At 71.4% G+C, this 14164-nt stretch carries 11 protein-coding genes; 9 read left to right on the forward strand and 2 right to left on the reverse strand.

Annotation, left to right across the window (positions count from 1 at the left end; all coding sequences use genetic code 11):
* Nucleotides 1-130: 130 nt before the first annotated feature.
* Nucleotides 131-1771, reverse strand: coding sequence for an MFS transporter (locus ABD205_RS02590; RefSeq protein WP_344042099.1), 1641 nt, complete (start codon nucleotides 1769-1771; stop codon nucleotides 131-133).
* A 252-nt stretch (nucleotides 1772-2023) separates the two neighbouring features.
* Here ABD205_RS02590 and ABD205_RS02595 point away from each other — a divergent pair, with 252 nt between their 5' ends.
* The 6 genes from ABD205_RS02595 (at nucleotide 2024) to ABD205_RS02620 (ending at nucleotide 7948) form a co-directional block, all read left to right on the forward strand.
* Nucleotides 2024-2431: a RidA family protein gene (locus tag ABD205_RS02595; protein ID WP_344042101.1), complete on the forward strand. Its 408-nt coding sequence runs from the start codon at nucleotides 2024-2026 to the stop codon at nucleotides 2429-2431.
* A 115-nt stretch (nucleotides 2432-2546) separates the two neighbouring features.
* Nucleotides 2547-3725 carry a saccharopine dehydrogenase family protein gene (locus ABD205_RS02600; RefSeq protein ID WP_344042103.1) on the forward strand — a complete coding sequence of 393 codons (1179 nt, stop codon included), beginning with the start codon at nucleotides 2547-2549 and terminating at the stop codon, nucleotides 3723-3725.
* A gap of 22 nt (nucleotides 3726-3747) precedes the next feature.
* Nucleotides 3748-4572: an SDR family NAD(P)-dependent oxidoreductase gene (locus tag ABD205_RS02605; protein ID WP_344042105.1), complete on the forward strand. Its 825-nt coding sequence runs from the start codon at nucleotides 3748-3750 to the stop codon at nucleotides 4570-4572.
* A gap of 5 nt (nucleotides 4573-4577) precedes the next feature.
* Nucleotides 4578-5321, forward strand: coding sequence for an SDR family NAD(P)-dependent oxidoreductase (locus tag ABD205_RS02610; protein WP_344044445.1), 744 nt, complete (start codon nucleotides 4578-4580; stop codon nucleotides 5319-5321).
* Between the two features lie 100 nt (nucleotides 5322-5421).
* Nucleotides 5422-6729 carry an NAD(P)/FAD-dependent oxidoreductase gene (locus tag ABD205_RS02615; RefSeq protein ID WP_344042108.1) on the forward strand — a complete coding sequence of 436 codons (1308 nt, stop codon included), beginning with the start codon at nucleotides 5422-5424 and terminating at the stop codon, nucleotides 6727-6729.
* Between the two features lie 31 nt (nucleotides 6730-6760).
* Complete coding sequence (locus ABD205_RS02620) at nucleotides 6761-7948, forward strand: saccharopine dehydrogenase family protein (RefSeq protein WP_344042110.1); 1188 nt, start codon at nucleotides 6761-6763, stop codon at nucleotides 7946-7948.
* Between the two features lie 51 nt (nucleotides 7949-7999).
* Here ABD205_RS02620 and ABD205_RS02625 read toward each other — a convergent pair whose 3' ends face one another.
* Nucleotides 8000-8992, reverse strand: coding sequence for a hypothetical protein (locus ABD205_RS02625; protein ID WP_344042112.1), 993 nt, complete (start codon nucleotides 8990-8992; stop codon nucleotides 8000-8002).
* A gap of 122 nt (nucleotides 8993-9114) precedes the next feature.
* Here ABD205_RS02625 and ABD205_RS02630 point away from each other — a divergent pair, with 122 nt between their 5' ends.
* The 3 genes from ABD205_RS02630 (at nucleotide 9115) to ABD205_RS02640 (ending at nucleotide 14150) form a co-directional block, all read left to right on the forward strand.
* Nucleotides 9115-10449 carry a flavin monoamine oxidase family protein gene (locus ABD205_RS02630; protein ID WP_344042114.1) on the forward strand — a complete coding sequence of 445 codons (1335 nt, stop codon included), beginning with the start codon at nucleotides 9115-9117 and terminating at the stop codon, nucleotides 10447-10449.
* Nucleotides 10446-11732 carry a flavin monoamine oxidase family protein gene (locus ABD205_RS02635; protein ID WP_344042116.1) on the forward strand — a complete coding sequence of 429 codons (1287 nt, stop codon included), beginning with the start codon at nucleotides 10446-10448 and terminating at the stop codon, nucleotides 11730-11732. Before ABD205_RS02630 ends, ABD205_RS02635 begins: the two co-directional genes overlap by 4 nt.
* Before the next feature lie 96 nt (nucleotides 11733-11828).
* The gene (locus tag ABD205_RS02640; RefSeq protein ID WP_344042118.1) at nucleotides 11829-14150 is read left to right on the forward strand and encodes an ATP-binding protein; all 2322 of its coding nucleotides are present in this window, start codon (nucleotides 11829-11831) and stop codon (nucleotides 14148-14150) included.
* Nucleotides 14151-14164 lie beyond the last annotated feature (14 nt).

Raw genomic sequence — 14164 nt, forward strand, 5'->3', positions numbered from 1 at the left:
TCTGCGACCACCGCTCGCGCCCGGGTGGGGGATGTGTGACGTCGACCACGGAGGACCTGCCGGGGCAGCGCAGTGGGCCCGCCTCACGGAGGCGGGCCCACTGTCGAGGAGGGGGTGTGGAGCTGCTGGGTCAGGAGCCGTGCTCCTGGAGCACCTCCTCGAAGCCCTTCGGGTTCCGGAGCCGCGAGATCACCGCGGCGACGATCACGAGTGCGGGGAAGATCATCGCCACGACGTACCCGTTCGTGTAGACGTCCGCGCTCGGGATGTGGGTGCCCTCGAGCAGGTAGTCCGACATCTTCAGGTCGACCGCGGCAGGGTCGAGCTTGCCTGCGACCATGCTGGCGACGTCGACCGAGTGGTACACGAAGCCGGACCCGTTCTGCAGGATGGTCACCACCGCAGCGCCGACCGCGAAGCCGATCGCCATGATCGTGCCCGGCATGCCGGCGGCCATGCCTGCTTGAGTCGGCGGGACCACGAACTGCGGGACCGCGAAGGCGCCGCTGTAGCCGGCCCGGCTGCCGAGGCCGACGATGGCGGAGCCGACGATGTACTGCCAGGCCTGGTCGTGCGCGACTGCCAGGAAGAGCAGACCGACCAGGCAGATCACCGCGCCACCGACCAGGACGAGGCCGGGGCGTCCGCGACTGATGATCCGCTCGGAGTACTTGCCGCTGATGAACATCGTCAGCGCGAACGGCAGCAAGATCATGCTGGTCTGCAGCGGGTCATAGCTCAGTCCGTACTGGGCGACATGAGCCGGCCAGCCGGTCTGGCCGCCGTCCGTGGACGTCGGCAGCCCGGTCGGGTTCTGGATGTAGTAGTTGGCGAGCACGAGGAACGCCGCGTCGACGCAACCGAAGAGTCCGGCCGAGACGCAGGCCGTCGTGACGAAGGGCTTGCGCAGGACCGCGAGGTCGAAGACGGGTCGATCCGACCGGCGCTCGGCGAACACCCATCCGACCGCTGCGACGACTCCGACGACGAGGATGAGCGTCGCGTTCTTGCCGATCGTGGAGTCCGTCGGCGCGCTGAACGCGAGCAGGATGAGCGTGACCCAGCCGATCAACCAGACCGTGCCGAGCAGACCGATCCGACCTGCGGACTCCGGAGGAGAGTTCGGCACCACGACGAGCAGGGCGATCGTCGTGAGCACGAAGAGCACCGCGAGGACATAGTAGAAGGGCGCGATCGACAGGGTCGGCAGGGACCCGTCGGCGTTGAGGTGGTCCGGGAGCGGCCACAGGCGCACCGAGATGCCACCGCCGACCATCCCCAGCACGACGCCGCTTCCGGTCGCCATGATCAACACCATCACGGCCGTGGAGACACCGTTGCTGGGCAGATGCCGGCGCAGGAAGCTCAAGGGGACGAGCTGGGCGGCGCCACCGAACCCGAGCAGCACCGAGCCGACGACGAGCGAGGCGTAGTTGTCGCCCACAGCGGCGACCAGCGCTCCCCCGGTCAGGAACGCGCCCGACATCAGGCTGGTGGCGCGGTCGCTGAGGATGTCGGTCAACCGCGGGATGAGCACGAATCCCGCACCCCCACCCAGCGTGAGCGCGGTGAAGACCCAGGTCGCCGCGCTGACCGAGTTGTGCGCGTAGCTGGTGGTGATCACGGGGAGCAGCGGCGGCAGCATGAAGGCCACCGCGTTCGTGACGGTCGCTAGCAATGCTGCGACTGCGATCAGCGCGCCCGGGCTGGAGGCGGGAGTGCGGGTCGGCGACTCATCGGCCAACCCGACTACGGTTTCGTATTGATCCATGTTCCTCTCCAAGGGGTCACGTGCCGATGCTCGGCGGCACCGTCGACGCGGCTGGGGTCCAGCCCTTCCGGTGGGACCGTAGGGAAGATCCGCCCCGGCGACGGCCTGTGACGCAGGCCTCACCCGGTTGGGGGAGTATCCCGCGTCTCGGCCTCCACCGCTCGCCACTCCGGCCGTCCACCTCCCCCAGGCGGGTGGAGCAGGGCCCGATCCGACGTCGTGTCGTGACATCCGGCATCAGCGTGGCGACTCATGACGACTGAGAAGCTCAAGCCGGAGACCATGCCCCCCACCCACGGTTGGCCTCAGGTCACCGTCGCCACCGGGAGCCGGATCGTGTTCACCTCGGGCCAGGTCGCCCAGGACGCCGCCGAGCGGATGGTCGCCGGCCGCGACGACTACGAGGGGCAGATGCTGCAGTCCATGCTCAACGGGTATGCCGGCATCGCCGCCGCAGGAGGCGGCCCCGCGGACGTGGTCAGGCTGATGATCTACGTCGTCGACCCGACGCCGGCCAACCTCGAGCAGGTCTACGCGGGCTTCGGCAAGGCGCTCGCCGAGGTGGGCGCCAGGCCGAGCACGATGACGCTGATCGGCGTGAGCGGTCTGTCCGACCCCGACCACGTCGTCGAGATCGACATGACTGCCGTGCTCGACTGACCCGACCCCTGGGCTCAGCCGTCCGGCCCTGGCGGACTCACCACGCTCCCCCAGGCGGGCTAGGCGTGCGGCGTACGCCGGGGGCCGGGTCGAGGCCCGCGCGAAGGATGCAGCCATGACGACCACTTCTACTTCGACGACGACCCGCAAGCGGGTGCTGGTGACCGGCGGCGCCGGCGAGATGGGCGCCTACGCCTGCCGTGTGCTCGCGAAGGCCGACGAGGTCGAGCAGGTCCTCGTCGCCGACCGGGACGTGGCGCGCGCCGAGGCCGTCGCGTCCGAGCTCGGGCCCAAGGCCGTCGCCTTCGCGCTCGACATCTCCGACGCGGACGCGCTCGGTGAGGCGCTCTCGCACGTCGACATCGTGCTCAACACCGCCGGCCCGTTCTACCGGTTCGGTCGTGAGGTGCTCAGTGCGGCCATCGCCGCCGGCACGGACTATCTCGACATCTGCGACGACTGGGAGCCGACGCTGGAGATGCTCGAGCTGGACGACGCCGCCCGCGCGGCCGGCGTGACGGCCGTCATCGGCATGGGCGCCAGCCCCGGCACCAGCAACCTGCTCGCGCTGCTCGCTATGAACCGGTGCGACACCGTCGACCGCGTCGTCACGGCCTGGCGCGCCGGTGCGCTGCCCTACCCCGCCGAGGGCGAGGAGCCGCAGACCAACGCCGCGCTCGAGCACTGGGTGCACAACTGCACCGAGCCGATCAAGATCTGGCGCGGTGGCCGGCTCGTCGACGCGCTCGCCCTCGAGGAGGTGACCGTCACCTACCCGGGCCGCGCGGAGGCGCCTGTCTGGGTCTGCGGGCACCCCGAGCCGCTGACTCTCCCGCGCGTGCGGCCTGAGGTGCAGGAGTCGCTCAACCTCATGGTGTCGCGCCGCGGCCTGATGGAGGGCATGCAGCGAGTGGCGGCGCGGGTTCGCAGCGGCGATCTCGACGTCACCGGGGCTTCGAAGCAGATCCTTCTGGAGCCCGGCACCGGCGGGGCGGCCGCCGGGCCGGCACCGACCCTGCCGAACCTGTTCGCCGTCGCCGAAGGCATGAAGGACGGCACACGCATCCGCGTCGGCGCCCAGCCGATCGTGCTCCCGAACGCCAACATGGGCGAGATGACCGGCTATCCGCTCGCGATCGCCACGCTGATGCTGGCGCGCGGCCAGGTCACGGTGCCCGGGGTGCACGGTCCCGAGGGGGCCATCGACCCGGAGACCTACTTCCACGAGCTCTCGCTCCTCGTGGAGGACCGGCCGGACGGCGAGGTCGTCGAGGTCGTCTCCGAAGCCCTCTGACTTCCCTGGATCGGAGCAGACCATGTCGAACGACCTTTCCGAGCCGGCTGTCGCCGTCGTCACCGGCGGCGGCCGTGGGATCGGCGCTGCCATCGCCCGACGCCTCGCCGCGACCGGCCATCGCGTCCTCATCACCGATCGCGACGAGACACGCGCGCGCGACACCGCGAACCGACTCGGCTCCCGCTGCGAGTGGGCCGCCCACGACGTCCGTGATCCTGGCAGTCACGAGCGGATCGCGGACGCCGCCTCCGCACTGGGCTCGCTGCGCGTGTGGGTGAACAACGCGGGCGTCCTGATCGCGGGACCGGCGTGGTCCCATGGATCGGACGAGATCGCCTCGACCCTCGAGATCAACGTCCTCGGGATGATGCTCGGTTCGCGTGCTGCCACGCTGGCGATGGCGGACGAGGGCGGCAGGATCCTCAACATCGCCTCGATGGCGGCCCACGGACCGGTTCCCGGCCTGGCCGTGTACGCGGCGAGCAAGGCGGCCGTGCTCTCCTTCACCACCTCGCTCCAGGGAGATCTCGATCGTGCGGGACTGCCGATCCGCGCGCATGCCCTGTGTCCGGACGTCGTCGCGACCGACATGGTCGGATCGCACGCGTCTGACGCGGGGGCGGCGATCCTCTTCGCGGCCGCCCGCCAGCTGAGCGCCGAGCAGGTCGCACAGGCGGGTGTGGACCTGCTGTCCAGCAGCAACCCCGTGCGCTCACTGCCCCGGCTCAACGCCCTCGCGGCGCGAGCGACCGGCTTGGCACCTCGACTCGGGCTGCGTCTCGCGTCCGCTGCCCAGGATGCCGGCGAGCGACGCCAGCGCCGTCAGGTCGAGGAAGCACGGTGACCGCGATGGAGCGGTTCCGGAGCCGAGTCGTCCTCGTCACCGGCGGCGCGTCCGGGATCGGCAAGGCGGCGGCGCGACGCTTCGCCGAGGAGGGCGCGCGCGTGCTCGTCGTCGACCGCGACGCCGAGACGGGGAAGCTCGCCGAGACAGAGCTGCGCAACGCCGGCCTCGACGTCGCCTTCCACCGCGCGTCGGTGACCGACGAGGACGACGTGGCGGCTGTGTCGCGGGTGCTGGCCGACGACTACGGGCGACTCGACGTCCTCTTCAACAACGCCGGGGTCGTCGACGAGAGCTTCATCGCGAGCACCCCACTCGTGGAGTGGCGCCGAGTGCTGGACGTCAACCTCGACGGAGCGTTCCTGATGGCGCGCATGGCGGTGCCCCACCTGGTGGCGAGCGGTGGCGGCGCCATCGTCAACACAGCCTCCGTCTACGGCCTCGTGGCCATTCCCGGTGCTGCGTCGTACGTCGTCAGCAAGCATGCCGTCGAGGGCCTGACCAAGGCCCTTGCCCTGGAGTGCGCTCCCCAAGGGATCCGGGTGAACGCCGTGTGTCCGGGATGGGTCAACACACCGATGGTGCGCCTCGACATCGAGTCCGACCCGTCCCTTCCCGGCCGCCATCCCCTGGGCCGCCTCGCGGATCCGGAGGAGATCGCGGCGGTCGTCGCCTTCCTGGCCAGCGACGACGCCAGCTTCGTGACCGGAGCCTCGTACGTCGTGGACGGCGGCTACACAGCGCAGTAGCCCACCCGGGCGGCGTCCGCGGCCGAGGGGCTCCCATCGCGCGGAATTGCGGCGAGGCTCTGGCCCCAGAGATCCAGGGACGACATGAGGAGTTCGCCAGATGTACGAGACAGGCACCGCCCCGGTGACCTACCTCCCGGGGAGCGGCTGGGTCGACCTTCCCGCTGACATCGCCCCGGCCCTGGCCGGCAGCGTCTCGTGTGACGTCGTCGTGGTGGGCGGCGGGATGGGTGGGATGGCCGCGGCCTTGCGGCTCGCTGAGCTCGGCCAGGACGTGGTGCTGGTGGAGGCCGAGATCTGCGGCTGGGGCGCCAGCGGCCGCAACGCCGGCTACGTCACGCAGACCCTCGGCAGCGACCCGCGCATCCTCAAGCGGTTCTACGCGGACCGGGTCCGGGCGCTCCACCGGTTCGCGAACAACTCCGTCGACTTCACCGAGTCGCTGATCGCCCGGCACGGCATCGCCTGCGACTATGAGCAGACCGGCAACGTCGCCACAGCGACCAGCCTCCGAGCGTTCCGCCGGATGCAGAGGCACATCAAGCCGAGCCCGCGCGTGATCGTGGGAGATGCCGACACCTTGGGGATCCCCGAGACCTTCATCGGCGGCATCCACATCAAGCTCGGCGGCATCCTCAACCCCGGCAAGCTCGCGCTCGGGCTGCGCGGCGTCGTCAGGGCATCGTCGGTCCGGGTCCACGAGCAGACGATCGTCACGAACGTCCAGGACACCGGCAGCGGCGTGACCGTCGAGACGCCCGCCGGCCAGATCCGCGCACGTCGGGCAATCCTGACGACCAACGCGTTCACGAACGAGCTCAGCATCGCGCCGCGCAACCTCAGCACGCCCGTCTGGGTGACCGCCGTCGAGACCGAGCCTGTCTCCGAGGAGCAGCTCGATGCGACGGGCTGGACGAGTCGCGCCCCGATCACCACGAACCACTTCGTGATGCAGAGCTTCCGGACCACCGCTCGTGGCACCCTGGTGACCACCACCCGCAGCCTGCAGAGTGCCCGTCGGCCGCGACTGGACCGGATGCCCGATCAGTCGGTGGTGCGCGACATCATGCGCGGCCTGCACGAGCGCTTCCCGACCCTCGAGGGCGTCGGCGCCACGCGCGCGTGGGGCGGCTGGATCGGTCTGACTCCCTCCAACATGGCGACCGTCGGGCAGCTGACGCCCCACATCGCCTACTCGATGGCCTGCAACGGTCACGGCCTCCCTCAGGCGCCGTACCTCGGCACGCTGCTGGCCGACCACCTCGCCGGCAACCGCATGCACGACGACCTGTCCGCCGTCTGGCGGGAGTCGCAGCGCTTCGCCCCCGGTGTGGTGAATCCGGTGACCCTGCGGCTCGGGTGGCTCGCCGACCGGATCACCGACCGCCTCAGCGGCGCTCTTCGCTGAACATCCCTCATCCCGATCGGAGAACTTCACCATGTCTGACACCCACCCCCCGCTGGGCACCGTCCTCATCGTCGGCGGAGCCGGGGCCATGGGCCGCTGGGCAGTCCGCGGCATCGCCAAGCTGGGCTCGGCCGAGAAGCTGCTGGTCGCCGACATCGACCTGGCCCGCGCGGAGCAGGTCGCCACCGAGGTGGGCGGCCCGTGCGTCGCGATCCGCCTCGACGCGACCGACACCGAGGCCATGAGGACCGCGTTCGCCGAGTGTGACGTCATCCTCAACACGATGGGCCCGTTCTCGAAGTTCGCCCGCCCGATCCTCGAGGCCGCGATCGACGCCGACTGCCACTACCTCGACATCGACGACGACTGGGAGTCCACGGTCGAGGCCGACGAGCTGGACGCCCGCGCCCGCGAGAAGGGACTGGTCGTCGTCAAGGGCATCGGTGGCAGCCCGGGCATCTCAAACCTCGCCGCCCTGCTCGTCGCCAAGCGGCTCGACAAGGTCACCGAGATCTTCACCGGCTGGTCGATGCGCGGCGCCGTCCTCGAGGACGAGCCGGCCTACCCCCACGCCGACGGGGCGGGCGCTGCCGTCGAGCACTGGCTGATCCAGATCAGCGGGTCGATCCGCGCCTTCCGCGACGGTGCCCCGAAGGACATCGAGCCGCTGCTCCCCACCGAGATCCTCTACCCCGGCAAGGGCCAGGTCACGGCGTACACCGTCGGCCACCCCGAGGCGCTCACCCTGCCGAAGTACCTCCCGACCCTGGTGAGCTGCACCAACCTCACCTCCGGCCCGGCCTGGGTCTTCGACCACGCGCGCTCCGTCGCCGCGGAGTACGACGCCGGCGAGCTGACCCTGAAGGAGGGCGCCAAGAAACTCGAGGAGTTCCCGGAGCCGCCGGCCGACGCGCCGCGCACGCGCGACCCGCTGCACCAGGTCTGGGCCATGGCCCGAGGTGAGCGCGACGGCGAGCCGCTCGCGATCTCAGTCGAGCCCACCTCCATGCCCCCGGGCAAGATGGGCGGCGGCACGGGTGCCGCGCTCGCGGTCGGCCTCGAGCTGCTGCGCCAGGGCCTGATCACCGAGCCGGGAGTCCACGCGCCCGAGGGTGCGATCGAGCCCGAGGACTTCTTCGAGGTGTTCCGCGCCTTCGTCCAGCCGCCGGTCGCCTCCGTCGAGGACCTGCTGCTGATCGCCGAGGGCCCGGTCGCCTGAACCGACGACTCCTGTGGGCTCGGGCGGTGACCGCCCGAGCCCACCGGCACGTCAGGACGACGCCGGCAACGCGCTGGTCGGGTGGAGACCGGGCGCGAGACCCGCCAGGCCACCCACCGCCTGCACCATCCGCGCCGCGGTGCCCGGGTAAGGGTCGAGCGGGGTGGCGATCCTGACCTCGATCGCCGTCCTGTCGACGCCGACGAGGCTGAGCACCACGCTCTTCTCTTCGGACGACGCCGTCGGCCTGCCGGCGAGACCTGACCAGGCGAGGACCACCCTCTCGACACCGTCGCACGCGACGACGACCTCCTGGCGGAACCCCTCGACCTGCCCACGGGCGACCGCGATCTCGCCCACCGTGGTGTCCTCGTCGGCGAGCACCAGCCCCCCGCGCGACGCGGGCGTCACGCCCACGAGCCCGAGCGCCTCGGCGATCATCTGCGCCGACTGACGCAGCGCGCCGTCGACGTGGTCGGCCGTGCCGGACCGCACCGTGCCGACCCCGAGCTCGGTGCGCAGCACGTCGGCTCCCCACGAACTGATATCCGAGGCGCGCGCGGCCCGGACGGACACCGGAGCGGGGAGCCCGCTGGACAGCAGGGCGGGCAGCACGTCGAGCCAGAGACCCGGGATCATGCCGGTGCCCACGACCCGGGACCCGGTGACGGCCGCACGTGCCGCCAGCCGGTCGTGCACGGCCGGCTCGAGCGCGGTCCGCGGATGCACGAAGCAGGCGTGGACCAGGTCGATCCCGGCATCGACGCAGAGCCGCATCGCCTCCTCGTGACGCTCCCCCGAGAGGCCGGCGTACAGGAGGAGGTCGAAGTCGCCGGACCCGACGGCTGCCGCCAGGTCGCTCGTGGTGGGGATGCCGTTCGGCTCACCGCACGTCAGCTCGCCGAGATCGGCACCGGCACGTCTCTCGGAGTGGACGATGCCGGCGGTGATCCGGTGCGGGCTCGGTCGTAGGGCTCGGACCAGCTCGGTCGCGGTCCTGCCGCTTCCGTAGATGCCGACACGGGTGCTCGTCTTGGTGGTCACCTCGGCAGGTTCGCGCCGCGGGCCCGCGAGCGCCGTGGCGGCCGCCATGCTCATCCCCCGACCGGGGGGCATCGATCCCTCGGACCACCGACGCGCGCTCGCGCCGTACCAATGCTGGGAACATGGATGCCAGCAGCAACGAGTCGCCTCGGGTGCTCGTCGTCGGCGCAGGACTCGCCGGCCTCACCGCGGCACACGCGCTGACCGCGGCCGGTCTCGACGTGACGGTGCTCGAGGCCCGGGACCGGGTGGGCGGCCGCACCTACACCGTCCGTGAGGGGTTCGCCGACGGACAGCACGGCGATCTGGGCGGCGAGCTGGTCACGATCGACTACCGGGCACTGACGGCGTTGTGCGCCGCGGTCGGGGTCGAGGTGTCCGACGAGGTCTGGTACGAGCGCCCGCAGGCCCGGCCCGGCGAGACGCCGCTGGAGGGCTACCTGTCCGACGGGAGGATCATCGTCGACGGGCAGGTGCTGACCGGGGGCCGCTTCGCGGCGGTCGACGACGAGATCCGGGTTGCGCTGCGTGACACGCCTCCCGCCGGCCACGAGGTCATCGAGCAGTGGACCCGGCGGGCCGGTCTCTCAGGTGTGGCGCGGCGAGCGTTGGCGGGCATCGCCCGGATGCCCGTCCAGTACGACCTCGTGCACATCGACGCCCACTACCTGACGGACGCCCACGTCGGGAACGTCCGCCGCATCGTCGGGGGCAGCCAGCAGCTGGCGAACGCCCTCGCACGCGACCTCCGCGTCCGGCTGGAGGCGCCGGTGCTCTGCGTCCGGCAGTCGGGCGGACACGTCCGCGTTGAGCTGGAGAACGGAGAACAGCTCACCGCGGACCGCGTCGTGGTGGCGATCCCACCGTTCGTCCTCCCGACGATCGGCTTCGACCCGCCGCTCCCGGCTTCCCTGATCGGAGCGCTCACCTCGATGCAGCGTTCGCGGGGAGGCAAGGTGATCGCCCAGTACGCCGAGGGCGATGCCGTCCGTGCCGCACTGAGCCACGCCGTCTTCAGCGACGGTCCGCTCAACACCGCCTGGGTCAGCAACCCCTACGTGACGTCCGGGCCGGCCGTCGTCAGCGGCTTCTTCTCCGGCGCGGACCGCGCCGTCCTGGAGTCCGAGGAGACCGCACTCGCCTTCCTCGACGAGCTGGTCGGTGTGGCAGTCGGCGGACCCGTCACCCGGATCGCCCAGCACTCCAAGAACTGGACCGCGGACCGCTACGCCTTCGCGATGGGCGTGATGTACAACCAGGCGACCCGGGACTCGCTCGTCGCGCAGCTCGCGACACCCGAGCGCAGGGTGCACTTCGCCGGCGACTTCACCGACCTCGAGCTGAGCGGCACGATGGAGGGCGCGGTCCGGTCCGGCCACCGGGTGGCCGACGAGATCCTGCGCGAGCCGACCCGGATCCCCCTGACCGAGATCAACACGAGGATGGTGCGCAAATGAGCACGGTCGTCATCGGAGCCGGCCTGGCCGGCCTGGCCGCCGCCCGGAGTCTGACCCGGGCCGGTGAGGACGTCGTGGTGCTCGAGGCCCAGCCGTTCGTTGGCGGACGCACGCGCACGCTGCGCGACCGTCTCCGGCACGGTCAGCCGGCGGACCTCGGCGCGTCCTTCATCGACATCGGCCAGGACAAGCTGCTCCAGTACTGCGACGAGCTCGGGGTCGCCCTCACGCCTCAGGTCGCCCTCTTCCCGTCGGACCCCGACGGCCGGCTGACCGCGGCATCGCCTCTGCGCACGACGCTCGTCATCGGCGGGCGGCGGCTCTCGGTCTGCGAGCGCGACCGGCTGGCCGACGAGGTCAGGACGGCCCTGGACACGACGCCGCCCGAGCCCACCGAGCCCGTCCTCGCCTGGACCGCGCGCGCCGGCCTGACCCCGGCGGCTCGCAACCTGTTCTGCTGGCAGACGGGCTACAACCCCGTGCACGAGGCCTCGCAGGTCCCGATGTCGATGTTCCACCCGCCCCACGTCGGCAGCGTCTGCTGGATGATGGCCGACGGCACCGACGCCCTCGCGCAGGCGTTGGCCGAGGGCCTCGACATCCGTCTGGAGCAGCCGGTGCGTGCCACGCGCCGGCGTCGCGGGCAGCTGGTGGTCGAGACCGACACCGACCGGTTCTCCGCACGCGACGTCGTGGTCGCCACGCCGGTGACCCCCACGCTGGCGATCGGCTTCGACCCGGTGCTGCCGGACTGGAAGGTCAACGCCCTCCTGGCCACTCCGATGACCCAGGGCGGCAAGGTCATCGGGCAGTACGCCGACGGCGAGGTCATCTCCAGAGCCCTCGGCCTGTCGGCGATGAGCGACGGTCCGATCTCCCTGATCTGGGCGCGCCCGACCGGGCCCGAGGACACCGTCGTGGTGCTGGGCCTGCTGGCCGACCGCGCCGACGGGGTGCTCCGCGACGAGGAACGCTGCCTCACCGTCCTCGACGACCTGGTCGCCGCGGCGACCGGCACATCCCCCCGCCGGCTGGCCGGGGTCGTCCAGGACTGGACCCAGGAGCGGTACGCCGGCGGCGTCGTCTCGATGCTCATGGGTGACTTTCCGCGGCTGCCCAGCCTGCTGGCCCAGTCCGTGGGCCCGATCCACTTCGCCGGCGAGCACACCGCCGAGATGTGGGCCACCGGCATGGACGGTGCCCTGCGTTCCGGGGAGCGGGCTGCCGCCGAGGTGCTCCAGCGGCGCAGCACCCGACAGCCGGAGCCCCTCGCGGTCGGCTAGCGCGGTGCGGGCCGCGCTGAAGCCCCGGTGCTCGGGCACCCCCGTCGTCGCTAGGATCGTGACGCACGTGCACAAGGCACCTCGAAGGACGTCCAGTTGGCTGCTCTGCCAGTGAAGCCGGGCCGAGCGCTGCCCTCCGCCCTCACCAGCTTCGTGGGTCGGCGCCACGACCTGGTAGCCGTGCGCCAGCTGTTCTCCGTGGCCCGCCTCGTGACCCTGACCGGCATCGGTGGAGTCGGCAAGACGAGGCTGGCGATCCAGGCCGCGCACGAGATGCGCCGCGTGTTCACCGACGGCGCCTACCTGGTGGAGCTCTCCACGCTCAAGGACCCCGACCTGCTGCCGCAGGCCGTGATGGATGCGATGGGGCTGCGGGAGCAACCGGCGCTGGACCCGCTGACCGTCCTCGAGGATCTCCTCCCTGAGCGATCGGTGCTGATCGTCCTCGACAACTGCGAGCACCTGGTCGAGGCGGCGGCGGCCTTCGCGGACCACATCCTGCGGATGGCGCCCGAGGTGAAGATCCTGGCCACGAGCCGTCAGGCGCTGCGGATCGCCGGCGAGCACCTCTACCCCGTCTCCCCCCTCCTCGCCCCGGATCCGGAGGACCACCGGGAGCCGGGCGCCGCCGTCCACTACCCCGCGGTCGCCCTGTTCGCGGACCGATCGGCGGCCGTCGTCCCCGGGTTCATGGTCACCCCCGAGAACGAGGCCGCGGTGGTGCGCCTGTGCCACCGGTTGGAGGGCATCCCTCTCGCCATCGAGCTCGCCTGCGTGCGGCTGCGCGTCCTCACCGTGGACGAGCTGGCGAGCCGCCTCGACGACCGCTTCGAGCTCCTCCACGAGGGCAACCGGAACCTGCCCGAGCGCCACCAGACGCTGCAGTCGCTCATCGACTGGAGCTACGACCTCTGCACGCCGATCGAGCAGCTGCTGTGGGCCCGGTCCGCGGTCTTCGTGGGCGGGTTCGGCATCGACGCACTGAAGGCGGTCGGCACCGACGAACGCCTTCCCGAGGATGACGTCATCGACACGGTCGCCCGTCTGGTGGACAAGTCGATCCTCGTCCGCGAGGAGCACCTGGGCCACACCCGGTTCCGGATGCTGGAGACGCTGCGCGAGTACGGTCTCGCGCGGCTCGCTGCCTCGCCGGACGACAGGGCCACAACGCTACGCCGGCACCGCGACTGGTACGCCCGGCTGATCCAGACCGCCGGCGAGGAGTGGTCCGGGCCGCTCCAGTCCGACTGGGCGACCCACCTCCACCTCGAGCACGCGAACATCCGCGCGGCGCTGGAGTACTGCGTGACGGTGCCCGGCGAGGCGAGGGCCGGCCTGGAGATGGCCGCGGTGCCGTGGTTCTGGGGCGCCATGGACCACCTGACGGAGGCGAGGCGCTGGCTGGACCGCGCGCTGGCACTCGACCCGGAACCCTCCTTCGAGCGGGCGTGGGCGCTCGCCACGACGGCGTACATCGCCGCCTTCCAGGGCGACGTGATGACGACGAGGACGTGTGCCGACCAGGCCCACGACCTCGCGGTCGAGCTCGACGACCTGCGCGCCCTCGCGTTCGCCAACCACGTGCTCGGCTTCGAACGCTCGCTCGGGGCCGCCTCCGAGATCGGCGCCGCGATCCCCATGTTCGAGAAGGCCCTCGCGCAGTACGCCGCCACCGATCTCGTCAGCCAGTACGCCGAGAGCCTGCAGGTCGAGCTCGCCGCCACCCTCATCGCACTGCGCGAGCACGACGCGGCCCTGCAGGTCGCCAACGCGCTGCACGACCGGTGCGCGGCGAAGCGCGAGCACTGGAACTACTCCTACTCACTGTGGCTGCTTGGCCTGCTGGCCCTGATACGCGGCGACAACGACGGGGCCGAGCGCGACCTCTTCGAGGCGCTCCGGATCAAGCGGCCCTTCCACGACACCCTCGGCCACGGACTGACCCTCGAGGTGGTCGCGTGGACGGCCGCGGTCAACCGCGAGGCGGAGCGGGCCGCGGTCTTGTTCGGGGGCACGGACGCGATCTGGGGGATGCTCGGAGCACGCCAGCTCCGCGGCTTCCGTCAGCACTACGAGTCGCTGGTGCGCCGCCAGCTCGACGAGGCCACCTTCGCGACGGCGTACGCGCGCGGCGGGCGGCTCAGCATGGAGGAGCTGCTGGCCCTCGCCCTGCGCGAGCCTGAGCCGGAGACCACGCGGGCTGTGACCGAGACCGCGGTCGGGCTGACCCGTCGCGAGCGCGAGGTCGCCCAGCTGGTCGCCGAGGGCATGTCGAACAAGGAGATCGCGGCCCAGCTCGTCATCTCGCTGCGCACCGCCGAGGGCCACGTCGAGCGGATCCTGACCAAGCTGGGCTTCAAGTCCCGCTCGCAGGTCGCGATCTGGGTCACCGAGCAAGCGCAGGTGGCTCGGGGCTGACCTCCCCCGGCTCG

It is taken from the genome of Nocardioides panacihumi (assembly GCF_039530925.1).
Lineage (GTDB): Bacteria > Actinomycetota > Actinomycetes > Propionibacteriales > Nocardioidaceae > Nocardioides > Nocardioides panacihumi.